At 61.3% G+C, this 12,911-nt stretch carries 13 protein-coding genes; 11 read left to right on the forward strand and 2 right to left on the reverse strand.

Features of this window, described 5'->3' with window-relative positions:
* Window positions 1-1,426: 1,426 nt before the first annotated feature.
* Together AC1DKD_RS31210 and AC1DKD_RS31215 are read left to right on the forward strand one after the other, a co-directional pair.
* Window positions 1,427-1,762, forward strand: a complete 336-nt coding sequence (locus AC1DKD_RS31210) for a hypothetical protein (protein WP_441628993.1) — start codon at window positions 1,427-1,429, stop codon at window positions 1,760-1,762.
* A 66-nt stretch (window positions 1,763-1,828) separates the two neighbouring features.
* A complete protein-coding gene (locus AC1DKD_RS31215) occupies window positions 1,829-2,377 on the forward strand; it encodes a lipid-binding SYLF domain-containing protein (protein ID WP_441628991.1) in 549 nt (182 codons plus the stop codon).
* Window positions 2,378-2,559: 182 nt separating this feature from the next.
* Here AC1DKD_RS31215 and AC1DKD_RS31220 read toward each other — a convergent pair whose 3' ends face one another.
* The gene (locus AC1DKD_RS31220) at window positions 2,560-3,453 is read right to left on the reverse strand and encodes a MipA/OmpV family protein (RefSeq protein WP_477103017.1); all 894 of its coding nucleotides are present in this window, start codon (window positions 3,451-3,453) and stop codon (window positions 2,560-2,562) included.
* 529 nt (window positions 3,454-3,982) lie between these two features.
* On the opposite strand from AC1DKD_RS31220, the gene AC1DKD_RS31225 reads away from it, so the two are divergent.
* Window positions 3,983-4,525, forward strand: a complete 543-nt coding sequence (locus AC1DKD_RS31225) for a MarR family winged helix-turn-helix transcriptional regulator (RefSeq protein ID WP_035864451.1) — start codon at window positions 3,983-3,985, stop codon at window positions 4,523-4,525.
* A 32-nt stretch (window positions 4,526-4,557) separates the two neighbouring features.
* On the opposite strand, the gene AC1DKD_RS31230 is transcribed toward AC1DKD_RS31225, so the two are convergent.
* Complete coding sequence (locus AC1DKD_RS31230; RefSeq protein ID WP_441628987.1) at window positions 4,558-5,781, reverse strand: IscS subfamily cysteine desulfurase; 1,224 nt, start codon at window positions 5,779-5,781, stop codon at window positions 4,558-4,560.
* Window positions 5,782-6,161: 380 nt separating this feature from the next.
* Between AC1DKD_RS31230 and AC1DKD_RS31235 the strand changes: the two genes are divergently transcribed.
* The 8 genes from AC1DKD_RS31235 to AC1DKD_RS31270 form a co-directional block, all read left to right on the forward strand.
* On the forward strand, window positions 6,162-6,650 hold the full coding sequence (locus tag AC1DKD_RS31235; protein ID WP_441628985.1) for a lecithin retinol acyltransferase family protein: 489 nt from the start codon (window positions 6,162-6,164) through the stop codon (window positions 6,648-6,650).
* 154 nt (window positions 6,651-6,804) lie between these two features.
* Window positions 6,805-7,332: a flavin reductase family protein gene (locus AC1DKD_RS31240; RefSeq protein WP_045241263.1), complete on the forward strand. Its 528-nt coding sequence runs from the start codon at window positions 6,805-6,807 to the stop codon at window positions 7,330-7,332.
* 33 nt (window positions 7,333-7,365) lie between these two features.
* Window positions 7,366-8,847, forward strand: a complete 1,482-nt coding sequence (locus AC1DKD_RS31245) for a 4-hydroxyphenylacetate 3-hydroxylase family protein (RefSeq protein ID WP_441628983.1) — start codon at window positions 7,366-7,368, stop codon at window positions 8,845-8,847.
* A gap of 46 nt (window positions 8,848-8,893) precedes the next feature.
* Window positions 8,894-9,274 carry a cupin domain-containing protein gene (locus AC1DKD_RS31250; RefSeq protein ID WP_441628981.1) on the forward strand — a complete coding sequence of 127 codons (381 nt, stop codon included), beginning with the start codon at window positions 8,894-8,896 and terminating at the stop codon, window positions 9,272-9,274.
* A gap of 2 nt (window positions 9,275-9,276) precedes the next feature.
* The gene (locus AC1DKD_RS31255; RefSeq protein WP_441628979.1) at window positions 9,277-10,623 is read left to right on the forward strand and encodes an amidase; all 1,347 of its coding nucleotides are present in this window, start codon (window positions 9,277-9,279) and stop codon (window positions 10,621-10,623) included.
* Between the two features lie 81 nt (window positions 10,624-10,704).
* Window positions 10,705-11,907, forward strand: coding sequence for an ABC transporter substrate-binding protein (locus AC1DKD_RS31260; protein ID WP_441629096.1), 1,203 nt, complete (start codon window positions 10,705-10,707; stop codon window positions 11,905-11,907).
* Window positions 11,908-11,934: 27 nt separating this feature from the next.
* Complete coding sequence (locus AC1DKD_RS31265) at window positions 11,935-12,624, forward strand: DUF2848 domain-containing protein (RefSeq protein ID WP_477144121.1); 690 nt, start codon at window positions 11,935-11,937, stop codon at window positions 12,622-12,624.
* A gap of 50 nt (window positions 12,625-12,674) precedes the next feature.
* A partial coding sequence (locus tag AC1DKD_RS31270; RefSeq protein WP_477144122.1) for an ATP-binding cassette domain-containing protein occupies window positions 12,675-12,911 on the forward strand: 237 nt, incomplete at its 3' end.

Here is a 12,911-nt window from a genome sequence, read left to right on the forward strand (position 1 = left end):
GGCGAGCGATGCCGTACCCCACTCTCGTGGGACGTCATGCCGGCAGCCGTCAAAGCGACCCGAGTTCGTGCGTGTTCACGCCGTGTCAATTCGTCAATGGCCGCACGGCGGGGACGAACGCGGCTCGCGCTTCATCGGCGCTTCCGATCCGCCCGGTGACATCGCGAGGCGACAGGCCGATCAAACAGTAAGGTTGGCAGGCTGCTGAAATACTGTTTTTCGAAAATCGACGTGAGGCAGGCGGCCCGAAGAACGCGCAAAGTCGAATCGTACATTATTCATAATTATCGAAATATCTAATTGCAAATAAGCTCATGGGGTGCATCGGAGCCAATATACAGATTGTCGAGCGGAGTGCAACCGGAGTTTGGCTGATTTGCCGCATCCCTACTTGTTATGTAAGGGCAAATCATGACTTTAATCCCGGTGAGTACCTCCCATAATCCGCCGCAGGCAACTGCGCTATATCTCGTTTTCCCATCCTGGACCCAGAAGCCCGCTTGAGCGGCGCTATTGTTCTCAAGAATCTTGTAGTTAACCTTGCACACGACAGATTGTTGAGGCACGTTCAAACCCTGACTCGGTTGGGTCACGTAACTAACACTGCCTGGGGGATTCCTTGGCCTAGCCCAAATGATAATGGTCTGGGTTGTGGCCGAGACATTTGGTGCCATCCCGCCACAAGAATCTATATATTTGTTTCCGGCATAATCTACTATTCTTCCTGCTGTGCTAACACTATTTTCTCCGGAAAAAGATGGGCGATTCACGCATCCTGTCGAGGTAAATGATATCGCAGCGCAGAAGAAAAGTAGAGGATAATATCTTTTCATGATGTGAATATCCTATAACAGGATTATGGTCGACAGTGAAAAGAAGGGAGCCAAAAAGGATGGTTTCAGGAAAATTTCCAGAGATTTTTCATATTTTTCCGTAAATTGATCATAGGCGAAGAYGTCATCAAGGACCAGATCGACATCCGCTACATCTTCAACCTACGGAGCGTTCATGGGTGGGAAGCATGTAAATCAAAAGGCCGTAGACGCCCGCCGCCGACTCGATAAGTTCGCCTTTAACCTCTGGCCAGGCGCTACGCTTATTTATCCTCGCGCGGTCCGCCGTGCTGCGTTAGGTATACATGTGCAAAGGGGCTTGACGAGCCGGAGTGATCGGAAGGACCGTTCCCGTACGCGCTGTGTAGGACCAAGGTCCAATTGAATCATAGTGTCGGTGTGACACTATGTACTTGCAGTCTAGGAATAGGAGTAGTGCAAACCTGTGATGCGGACGCGCTAACTTGGGGGCAGCGGAACTGCCATTCGAGCCAGGGTTTCGTCGGCATGCTGCGCGGCATGGAAACCCCTTGCACCGGATGACTCTCGTACCGACGTCCGTGCTTTGTGCGATTTGATATGGAGTCGCTAACATGAAATATCCCTTAATCGCGTTGGCCATTGCGGTCTCCGGGTGCGCCACCCCACCGCCACCACCGTCAGACGTTCGTCCCGTCGGCCAAAGTCAGCTTGCCCCCAAAGCGGCCGCTCAATGCATCGGGTCTAAATGGGCGAACAGCTCTGGCCAGGTGGTCTACATGCAGTACATGCTCGCTAACGACCAGGCATTCGATGTCTACGTTCCAGGCCAGCAACCACCAAGCGGCTCGGCCGCCATCGTACGCCAAGGCGCGAGTGGGTCCGGTTCATCGGTGGGTTTCCGCGGCACCGACAGCAATGCGGCTAGCGCCATCAGCCAGTGCCCGTAGGCCTGGGAGCCGCTGTTACTCCCGCGCAAACGCAGCAACGCTTATCGGGGGGGTATGAATCGTCGCATGGTAATTCTGGCGCTGGCTTGCTTATCGGTCATGCCGGCTATCGCGCTTGGCGCTAGCAAGGAGGAAAAGCAGGGGAAAGTACGCAAAGCGGCACAGGATTCTTTGGCTGCCCTCTACAGGGTGCAACCGTCGGCGCGCAAGGCTGTGGAGTCTGAGGCAGGCTATGCGGCGTTCAGCAACTTCGGCATGAAGATCCTCCTCGCTGGCGGAGGGTCGGGCGAGGGCGTCGCGGTCAATAACAAGACCAAGGCCATGACCTATATGAAGATGGCGGAGGTCCAGGCCGGCCTCGGCATGGGCGTGAAGAAATTCCAGCTGGTCTGGGTATTCGAGAACGAGACCGCGCTGAACGATTTCATCACGTCCGGGTGGACGTTCGGTGGGCAAGCAACCGCCGCGGCGAAAGCCGGCGACAAGGGCAGCGCGTACCAGGGGGCGATAGCCGTGGGGCCTGGCGTCTGGCTCTACCAGCTTACCGATAAAGGCTTGGCGATCGAACTCACCGCTAAAGGGACCAAGTACTACAAGGACGACGATTTGAACTGAGCCTGGCCGCTCCGGCTTAAGGAGCGGGATGGAGAATTGCCCGGAATTTAGGCGCGCTACGACATCGGAGCGGATATTGCCAACGCGCAGTGGCTTTTCTTCCATGTTTGCGGGGCAGAGCCTATTGTCTACTGACTCCCTTGGAGAGCCCGCATCGCGGGATGCCAGAGTCGATGGGGCATTCAGAATTCGTAATTGATGGATAGATCGAGGACAAAGTTGGTTGCCCGCTGCGTGATCGGGCTGTGCGCCGCGCTGCTAGCCAGTTGCCCTATTGCGGTGTCGGCGGTCAGCAACCAGTGCTTGCGGAAGTACCAGACCGTAGTGATGGCGGCACCGTACGACACAAGTCCCGGGCCGGGATTGTATTGGGGGTAGCCAGAACGCGCCGCCTGGAGTTGGCTGACACCGAACCACGCATTCATATAGCGGGCGTCAGCAAAAGTTATCGTGGGACCAGCGAACCAGTAGAACCTCTCCGAACTGCCCGGCAGCGGCAAATAGACACCCAGATCGCCTATCCATCCGTCGGTACCACCCATGCTGCGCCGGAGATCGGCGCGGACCACCAGCGGAAATTCTTTCGATACGGCATATTCCAGAAACAGTTTGGCTTCCGGGGCAACGTTGATATTGCCCATGCCGTTCAGATGCCCGGGATCGTCGGCTGCCCGTCGCCCCAGGTTATAGGTAATGGCGGCGCCGCCACGCCAGTGCGTCGCGCGCAGCAAATTGATGCCAATGCCTTCGCCAGTAGAGGCAAAGAACAGGTCGCCGTAACGGATATCGATGCTTGGGCCGACCAGCCAATGATATTGCTGGGCGCCGTCATACCTCGGCCGCAGGCTGGTGCCGAGACCCAGCCGGACTTCCCATTCGGGAATACTCCGCTCGAACAGCTTTATCAGTGGCACACCGGCCGAGTATTGCCATTCGGCGGCAGGTGATGGTGTTTGTGCCCGGGCCGGGGCGATGAAACCGGCGAAGGTGGCCAGCAGCGCGGCGAGAAGATGGTGCGCCAGCCTGCTTCCATGGCCGCTCGCCCGACCTATCCGCTTCGTGTGACGGTTCGACACACCACCTCCGTTTCACATGTTGGGGCGACCTGATTTCTGTAGAGACCCTGGCTGCCATCTTACAAGTAGGGTAGTGCGCGAAAGCCATGCATGCGCGCTGTTTTCACCATGCGCGCGCCAAATCCGACGAATTCGTGCACATTTTTACGTTGGAGCACTGCGCGGGATATGGCTTGCGGAGAGTCGTAGTCGGTGCGCCATCGCGAAGTTCTGCTTCGACGCAAAGGCGTGGGCGGATGTCGCGGAGATCGGCCCGGCGAGCGGCCGCCAAGGTCTACTCCCTGCCAAAACCGCTTCGCCCCTTCGACCGGCATTTACGGGGATATGCTGCTCCAGGCGCTATTCGGGCATCCGTGTGCCGGAAAGGCTGGATTCCCTCGACAAATCAACGGGTCGTCAGGGATGTGGCGGATGTTCTGCGAATCCCCGCCGACCCGCCTCCTCAACAGAGGGGTAGCACGTGCATTGCCAATTTTTTGGTATTATTTTTGGAAAAGATAATTTAGTTAGCTAAAGGAGTGCGTGAGGTATGGCAACGAACACCAAGGTCAAGGCGCTGACGATTACCAATCCCGCATGCCTGGTCGATGGCTCGGATAGCGAGTTCCGGCACCTGGTCAACGGCCTGCTGCCGTTCGCCGCCCGCCTGCTGTCCGTGCGCGATGGTTTCGGCAGCCTGATCGGCCTGACCGGCGTCCAGTATTCGCTGATCCGTTCAATCGCGCATCTCTCCGCGCAAGGCGAAGTGACGGTGAACCAGTTGGCCGAGCATCTGCATTTGAGCGGTCCGTTCGTTACCATCGAAACCGGGAAACTCAAGAAGCTCGGCCTGATCGACAAGAAGGCCCACCCCGAGGACAAGCGCAAGATGCTGCTTACGGTGGCAGCGGCGGGCACCCGCTTGCTGAGCGAGCTGACGCCGGTGCAGCAACGTATCAATGACGTCCTCTTCGAAGGCGTCAACCGCACCGAGTTCAAGGTCCTGTGCTCGGTGGTGGATCGCCTTGTGGCGAATGGCGATCGCGCCTCGCTCGACCTGGCGCACCTTCTTGCGCGGCAGCAAAAAGCGTGATGTTCGCTCACGCGGCTGTCCACGCAGTGGCTTCAGTGCGCCGCCCACTGGATCGTGCTGATGTCAATGCCTTCCTGATGCATATCCCATAGCGGGCTGAGCTCGCGCAGCTTGCTTACCGTGTCCCGTACCTGCCGTATCACCTGATCCACTTCCGCCTCCGTGGAGTACCTCCCAAGCGTAAAGCGAATCGAGCTGTGCGCCAGTTCATCGCTGCGCCCCAGCGCGCGGAGGACAAAAGAGGGCTCCAGCGATGCCGATGTGCACGCGGATCCGGATGAAACGGCAACGCCCTTGATCCCCATGATCAGTGACTCACCCTCGACAAAATTGAAGCTGACGTTGAGGTTGTGCGGGATCCGGTGCGACGTGCTGCCGTTGACGTAGACCTCGTCGAGTTGTTCGAGCCCGGCCAGCAGCTTGTCCCGCAATGCGCCAACGCGGCGCGATTCCTCGGCTAGTTCGAGCCTGGCGAGACGGAATGCCTCGCCCATGCCCACGATCTGGTGCGTCGCCAGCGTGCCGGAACGCATGCCCCGTTCGTGCCCGCCGCCGTGCATTCGCGCCTCGATGCGAACCCGCGGCTTGCGCCGGACGTAGAGCGCGCCAATGCCTTTTGGACCGTACACCTTATGCGCGGTCACGGTCAGCAGGTCGATTTTCAGCGCCTGGAGATCGATCGGGATCTTTCCGGCCGCCTGCACCGCGTCGCAATGGAACAGGATGCCGTGTTCCCGGCACAGGTTCCCGATGGCCGCAACCGGATGGATCACGCCAATCTCGTTGTTGACCATCATGACCGACACCAGGATGGTGTCCGGGCGAAGCGCGGCGCGCAGCTTGCCAAGGTCAAGCAGGCCATCTTCCTCGACGTCGAGATACGTGACATCAAAGCCCTGCCGCTCCAGTTCCCGGCAGGTGTCAAGCACGGCCTTGTGCTCGGTCTTGACCGTGACGATGTGTTTTCCCTTGCCGCCGTAGAAGTGGGCCGCGCCTTTCAGCGCCAGGTTGTTCCCCTCTGTCGCGCCCGAGGTCCAGACGATCTCGCGAGGATCCGCGTTCAGCAGTGCGGCTACGTGCGCGCGCGCGGTCTCCACGGCTTGCTCGGCTTCCCAGCCATAGCTGTGGCTGCGCGAGGCCGGGTTGCCAAAGTGCTGGTACAGGTACGGCACCATCTTGTCGACGACCCTGGGGTCGACCGGCGTCGTGGCGCTGTAGTCCATGTAGATCGGGCGTGCGGTGGCTGCGTCCTGCATTCCTTGGTTCTCCTGATGCGGTTGATGCGCCTTTGGTCCGCGTGATGCGCGGGCCGGCGGCGAGAGCTTGCCGGGAGTCTACCGCCGGCCGGGGAAAAAACACGTTGGCACCATGCCGCCGGTAGGGTTGCTCGTCGGCTTGTCCGCAACGCCGAATCAACCGGATCCGGTTGAAAGCCGCGCGGACAATTGCCCGGAAAGTCATGCCGGCAAAGGGTTTCAGCGTTCGTGACGGATTTCATGCGTGCCAACGATGAGTACTGCATCAAGGGTTTTTACCAATTTGCATACCGATGAATAGTAGCGTTTATTAATAGCTAAGTTATAAAGCTAAATGGCGCCGCGGGACCGGACTGCGCCAACCCGGTTAAGGGGTGCCCATGAACCACGATGACGAGACGCAGGTTCTCCTCGGCTCCCCCGCAGGCAGCGATGCGGCGGGGCGCGAGCTCCCGCTTGGTGCGCATCTGGTCACGGCGCGCCGCGGCTACTTCCATCATGGCATCTATGTTGGCGGCAACCGGGTGGTGCACTACGCCGGATTTTGCGCGGCATGGCATCGCGGCCCGGTGGAGGAGACCACGCTAGACCGCTTCTCCGGCGGCCGCGAAGTCAGCATGCGGGCGCACGTGCACGCCAAATACAGTGGCGAGGAGGCCATGCGCCGTGCCCGCTCTCGGCTTGGCGAGGAAAACTACCGTCTGCTCACCAACAACTGCGAGCATTTCTGTTCGTGGTGCGTGTCCGGCGAAAGCCGCAGCGAGCAGGTGGAAGCCTGCCTGCACCATCCCTGGACATCGATTCCCCTGATCGCAAGCCTGCTCCGGGCCATTTTTGCGGCGCTGGGTCCGTCGTTGCGCGAAGCCTGACCCCACAACCAAGGGTTTTCACCAGCTTGAATGGCGGCATGGATTGGCATTCAATACTACCTAAGTTATAAAGCTAATAAACGAAGCAAAAAACGACAAGTGAAGCAGCGGATCGGAATGCGATCCGCGCCACGGTTTCCATACAGGAGGGATGATGGCCGAAACCCATGCACAGCGCGACGCCGATGCCGACGAGCAGCGTCGCTTTCGCAGCACGCTCGCGATGTTCGCCACGGGCGTGGCGGTGATCACCGCGCCCCGCGCCCAAGGCGCACCGGTGGGCATCACGGTGGCGTCGTTCAACTCAGTCTCGCTCGATCCCCCGCTGATCCTGTTCTCGGTGGACCGGCGTTGCCTGAGCCTGGACGATCTTTGCGCGACGCCACGCTATGCCGTCAACGTGCTCGAGGCGAGCCAGCAAGACCTTTCAAACCGCTTTGCCAGGGCGAACTCCGGCAAGTGGGACGGCATCGGTATTGCCCCGGAGGGGAGCGGCCAGGCGGTGCTCCTGCCCGACGCGCTCGCCACCTTCGAATGCGAGCCGTATGCGCGCCATGACGGCGGCGACCACGTGATCTTTATTGGACGCGTCGTTCGCCACCGGGCCCGGCCGGATGGCAGGCCACTGGTTTTTTTCGGAGGCAGGTATCGCGTTCTCGACGAGACGCCCGCCGCCGCTTGATTCAACGACAGATACGTATTTAGGAGAGAAGACATGGTCAAGACAGGTAGCCGGCATATCGACATGCTGCGCGACGGCCGCGAGGTCTATCTGGATGGCAAGCGGGTCGCGGATGTAACGACCGACCCCGCATTCCGGAACTCGATCCGCAGCTACGCGAACCTCTACGACTTCCAGGCCAGCCCGGAGAACATCGAGAAGATGACCTTCGAGTCGCCGGACACCGGCGAGCGCGTAAGCCGGATCTGGCAACTGCCCGAGAGCTACGACGATCTGGTCGAGCGCCGGATGGCCTTAGAGGCCTGGACGGAACTGCACTACGGCTTCATGGGCCGCTCGCCCGACCATGTCGCATCCTGCATTTCCGGCATGTACATGGGGATCGACGTCTTCGAGCAATACGACCGGGCCCGGGCCGGCGCCCTGCGCGAGTACTACAAGTACGCCCGGGACAACGATCTCTTCCTCACCTACGTCATCGTCAATCCTCAGGCAAACCAGTCCAAGGCGGCGCACGAGCAGGAAGACAAGTACCTGGCGGTGGGCATCGTCGACCAGGATGCCGAAGGCATCACGGTGCGCGGCGCAAAGATGCTGGCAACCAGCGGCATCATGGCCAACGAGGTATTTTGCAGCTGCATCCAGCCCTTGCGCGAGGGCGATGAGATGTATGCGCTTTCGTTCGCCGTGCCCATGAACATCAAGGGCTTGAAAGTCATGTCGCGCAAATCGTACGAGGGCAACGCGACTTCGGTTTTCGACAACCCGCTGTCGAGCCGCTACGACGAGAACGACGCGGTCCTTTACTTCGACGACGTCAAGGTGCCATGGGAGCGCGTCTTTATCGCGGGCGATGTCGGCATGTGCGCAAAGCAGTTTCATGCCACGCCGGCGCATAGCTACCAGAACTACCAGTGCCAGGTCCGGCTGATGGTGAAGCTGCGCTTCCTGGTGGGCATCGCGCAGCGCATTACCGAGGTCAACGGCACCAATGCCTTCCCGCAGGTGCGGGAGATGCTGGGCCAGCTCGCCGCCGAGGCGGCCATGGTGGAGGCCTGGGTCTATGGCATGGAATCCAAGGGTCATATGGAGAAGGGCTACTTCGTGCCCGACCGTAACCTGCTGTACGGATCGCAGGTCATCACCCAGCAGCTCTACGCCAAGGTCCTCAACGCCCTGCGCGAACTGGCGGGTGGCGGAATGATCATGCTGCCGTCGAGCATCCGCGACTTCGAGAACCCGGCACTGGCCTCGATTATCGACAAGACGCAGAAGTCGCCGGCCTGCAGTCCGGAAGAGCGCGTCAAGTTCTTCAAGCTTGCCTGGGACGCCGTCGGGTCCGAGTTTGCATCGCGCCATAACCAATACGAGATGTTCTATGCAGGCGCGGGCTTCGTCACCAAGGGGCACGCCTATCGATCCTACGACTGGAAGAAGGCCACCGACCTGGTCGACAACATCTTGGGCAGCTATTCGCTGGGCGCGGAGCTGGGCCAGGTGGCGCGCGCTGCCTGAGCAGGCAGCCGCTTTTTKAGATTCGCTGACACCCACGGAGATAACCATGGCGATCAACAAGCTTCACGATGAGTTTCACACCATTGATATGGAGAGCGGCTGGGAGGTGCCTCCCGGCTATCCTTCGGGCATCCAGCAAAAGATACTCTCCGGCTCCCTTGACGAAGGCGGCGGCCGCGGCAGCCGCACGCGCCTGCTGCGATTCCAGCCCGGCGTCTTCACCACCGCGCCGTTCGTCCATCGCTACTGGGAGGAAGTGTATCTGCTCAGCGGCGACCTGACCGTCGGTAACGACGAGCGCGGCGAGGGCGGGCGGGCTTTCGATCCGAACACCTATGCATGCCGTCCGCCGGGTGCTTATCACGGTCCCTTCAAGTCGAACGCGGGTTGCATGCTGCTGGAAATCCATTACTTCGACCCGGCCTGATCATGGTGGCGACCATAGATTCCGTGATGGGCCAGCTCTCGGCGGGCACCGCCGATGCGGCGTCGCTGCTGGCGGATTGCGTGGAGCGCGCCTGCAATCCCGGCGGGGAGGGGGCTCGCGTGTATCCGCACGGCGTGAGCATGGCCGCGTCGAAGCAAGCCACGGCCAGCGACATATTGCGCAGACAAGGCGTTGTCGGGCGGCTCTCTGGCTTGCCGATTTCGGTCAAGGATCTGTTCGATGTGCAGGGCGACGTCACGCGGGCCGGCGCCCGCGTGCTGCCCGAGCAGGCTGCCACGGTTGACGCGGTCGCGATTGCACGGTTGCGCGCGGCCGGCGCGGTCTTCGTCGGCCGCACCAATATGACCGAGTTCGCGTACTCCGGGGTTGGCACCAATCCGCACTACGGCACGCCCCGCAATCCGTTCGAGCGCGCGGTTGGCCGCATTCCCGGCGGTTCCTCGTCCGGGGCGGCGGTGTCGGTGACGGACGGCATGGCCGTGGCCGCGATCGGCTCGGATACGGGCGGCTCGTGCCGGGTTCCTGCGGCGCTCTGCGGCATCGCGGGGTTCAAGCCCACCGCGCGCCGGGTGCCGCTGCAGGGCACGGTGCCGCTGTCGCCCAGCTATGACTCGATCGGTTGCCTGGCGCAGACGGTTGCCTGCTGCGCCGCGCTCGACGGGGTCATGGCGGGGGAACCGGAGGTGCCGTTGACAGCAAGGCCGGTACGTGGCCTTCGGCTGGCCGTGGCACGGAACGTGGTGCTCGACGGGCTTTCCGGCGAAGTCGCCAGTGCCTATGAGCGGGCTCTTGGCCGGCTGGCTGCCGCCGGCGCCTTGCTGCGTGAGGTTGCCTTCAATAGCTGGAACCAGTTGCCGGAACTGAACATCAACGGGGGCCTGGTGGCGGCGGAGGCGAGCGCGTGGCATGCCGGGCGGGTCGCCGCCCAGGCGGATCGGTACGACCCGCGAGTCCTGTCGCGCATCCGGATGGGCGAGCAGCAGAGCGCGGCGGATTACCTGCGGATGCGCGCCCGGCGCGAAGCGCTATGCCGGGAGGCACAAGGGGAGTTGCAATGGTTCGACGCAGTGGTGCTGCCGACCGTGCCGATCGCGGCACCGCGGATTGCCGACCTGGCCGATGACGCCGCGTTCTTTAGTGCCAACCGGCTATTGCTGCGCAATCCCGCCATCGCCAATGTGCTCGACCTGTGCGCACTGACCATGCCGTGCCATGAAACGGGCGAGGCACCGGTCGGGCTGATGCTGTTCGGCCAGCCGATGGCGGACCGGCGACTACTCGCCATCGGCATGGGCATGGAGTGCATCCTGCGTAGCCACGAGGAGTAGACGCCTTATCCGCCGGCAAGGCTTTGTGTCGGCTTCTGACAACGAGGAGGAGAGATCATGTTTCATTTTCGGTTCAAGCCGATGTTCCTGGCCGGCACGATGCTGGGCGCTTCGGCGCTCGCCGCGGCCCAGCCGGGCAAGATCAGCGACGGCGTGGTGAAGATCGGTGTTTTGACGGATATGTCGTCGATATTTTCCGATATTGGTGGAAAAGGGTCACTGGTGGCCGCCCAGATGGCGGTGGACGATTTCGGCGGGAAGGTGCTGGGATCGGACATCAAGGTGGTCAGCGCCGACCATCAGAACAAGACCGATGTGGCCGGGACCATCGCGCGCGACTGGTTCGACAACCAGAAGGTGGACGTCATCCAGGACGTATTGCCGTCCTCGGTGGCGCTCGCGGTGTCCAATCTCGGCAGGGAGAAGCACAAGCTGGTGATTGCCAGCGGCGCCGGCACGACCAGGCTGACCAACGAGGATTGCTCGCCCTACACCATCCAGTATTCCTATGACACCTATGCCTTTGCAGCCAACACCGTCAAAGCCCTGTCAAAGGGCGGCGACAACAGCTGGTACTTCCTGACGGTCGACTACGCGTTGGGAGCGTCCCTTGAGAAAGACGCGGTCGATGCATTGACCTCGGTAGGGGGGAAGGTGATCGGGAAGGCAAAGCATCCCATCAATTCCCCGGACCTTTCGTCCTATCTGCTGCAAGCCCAGGCATCGGGCGCCAAGGTGATCGGCCTGGCCAACGCCGGCAGCGATACCGTCAACGCATTGAAGACCGCCCGGGACTTCGGCATTGGCGGCGCGGGAAAGCAGAAGCTGGCGGGACTGCACATGTTTATCAGCGACATCCACAGTCTCGGCCTGCAAGCGGCACAAGGGATGATGCTGACCACTTCCTTCTATTGGGACCGAGACGATGCCACGCGTGCCTGGTCGCAGCGGTTCTTCGACAAGACCAGGAAGATGCCCACGCTCGTGCAAGCCGGTGTGTACTCGTCGACGATGCACTACCTGAAGGCCGTCCAGGCCGCGGGCACCGACGAGACCGACGCGGTGGTGTCGAAGATGAAGTCCAGCCCCGTCAACGACTTCTTTGCGGCCAATGGAAAGATCCGCGCCGACGGGCTGATGGTGCATGACATGTATCTCGCCGAGGTCAAGACGCCGCAGGAGTCCAGGAAACCATGGGACTACTACAAGATCAAGCAGGTCATTCCAGCCAGCGAAGCATTCCGGCCGATTTCGGCAAGCAAATGCGCGCTGATCAGGAAGTGACGGTTAGCAACTAGCAACTACGGAGACATGAACATGCTGACATTCGATATTGAGACACGCACTGGCAGGTGGCAGCGCGTTGTGGACATCAGGCAGCTTGTCATCGCGGGCTGGACGGGGAGAGATGCCGACGCGATGGAGAAGCACATCCGCGAGCTGGAGGCGTTGGGCGTAAGGCGGCCATCGGCCACCCCGGTGTTCTACCGGGTTGCGGCGGACCGGCTGCAATCGCAGCCCGCGATCCAGGTCAGCGGAGGCGCCAGCAGCGGCGAAGTGGAGTTCCTGCTGATCAAGCACCAGGGTGAAATTTTCGTCGGCATCRCCTCGGACCACACGGACCGGGAGGTGGRGACCTACGGCATCACGGTGTCCAAGCAGATGTGCGACAAGCCATGCGCGCAGGTGCTCTGGCGTCTGGCGGACATCGGCAAGCACTGGGACCAGCTTGTCCTGCGTGCCTACGCGACCATCGGCGGCGAGCGGGTCCTGTACCAGCAGGGGCCGGTCACGGCGATGCGTTCGCCCCAGGACTTGCTCGACAGGTTTGCGGAGCAGGGCGGCAGTTTCGACGATGGCACCGCCATGCTGTGCGGCACGCTGGCCGCGATCGGTGGCATCCGGCCGGCGGATCGCTTCGAGATCGAACTGGAGGATCCGGTGCTGGCTCGCTCGCTGCACCATGCCTACGCCGTCGAGGCGCTGCCCGTCCACGGATAAGGCCGCCGGCCAGATCCGCATTCCCGATGCATGCCAGAGGCGAACAAACGATGCCCCACGAAGATTCCATATTAGAAACGCGCGGCCTGACCAAGTCGTTCCGCGGCTTCACCGCTGTGAGCGACGTCAACCTGCGGGTGAACCGCGGGTCCATCCATGCCTTGATCGRCCCCAACGGCGCCGGCAAGACCACGTGCTTCAACCTGCTCACCAAGTTCCTAGAGCCGACGACCGGCACGATCCTGTTCAACGGCATCGACATCACGCGCGAGAAACCGGCGCAGATC

The sequence above is a fragment of the Cupriavidus sp. 05T313 genome (genome assembly GCF_056396665.1).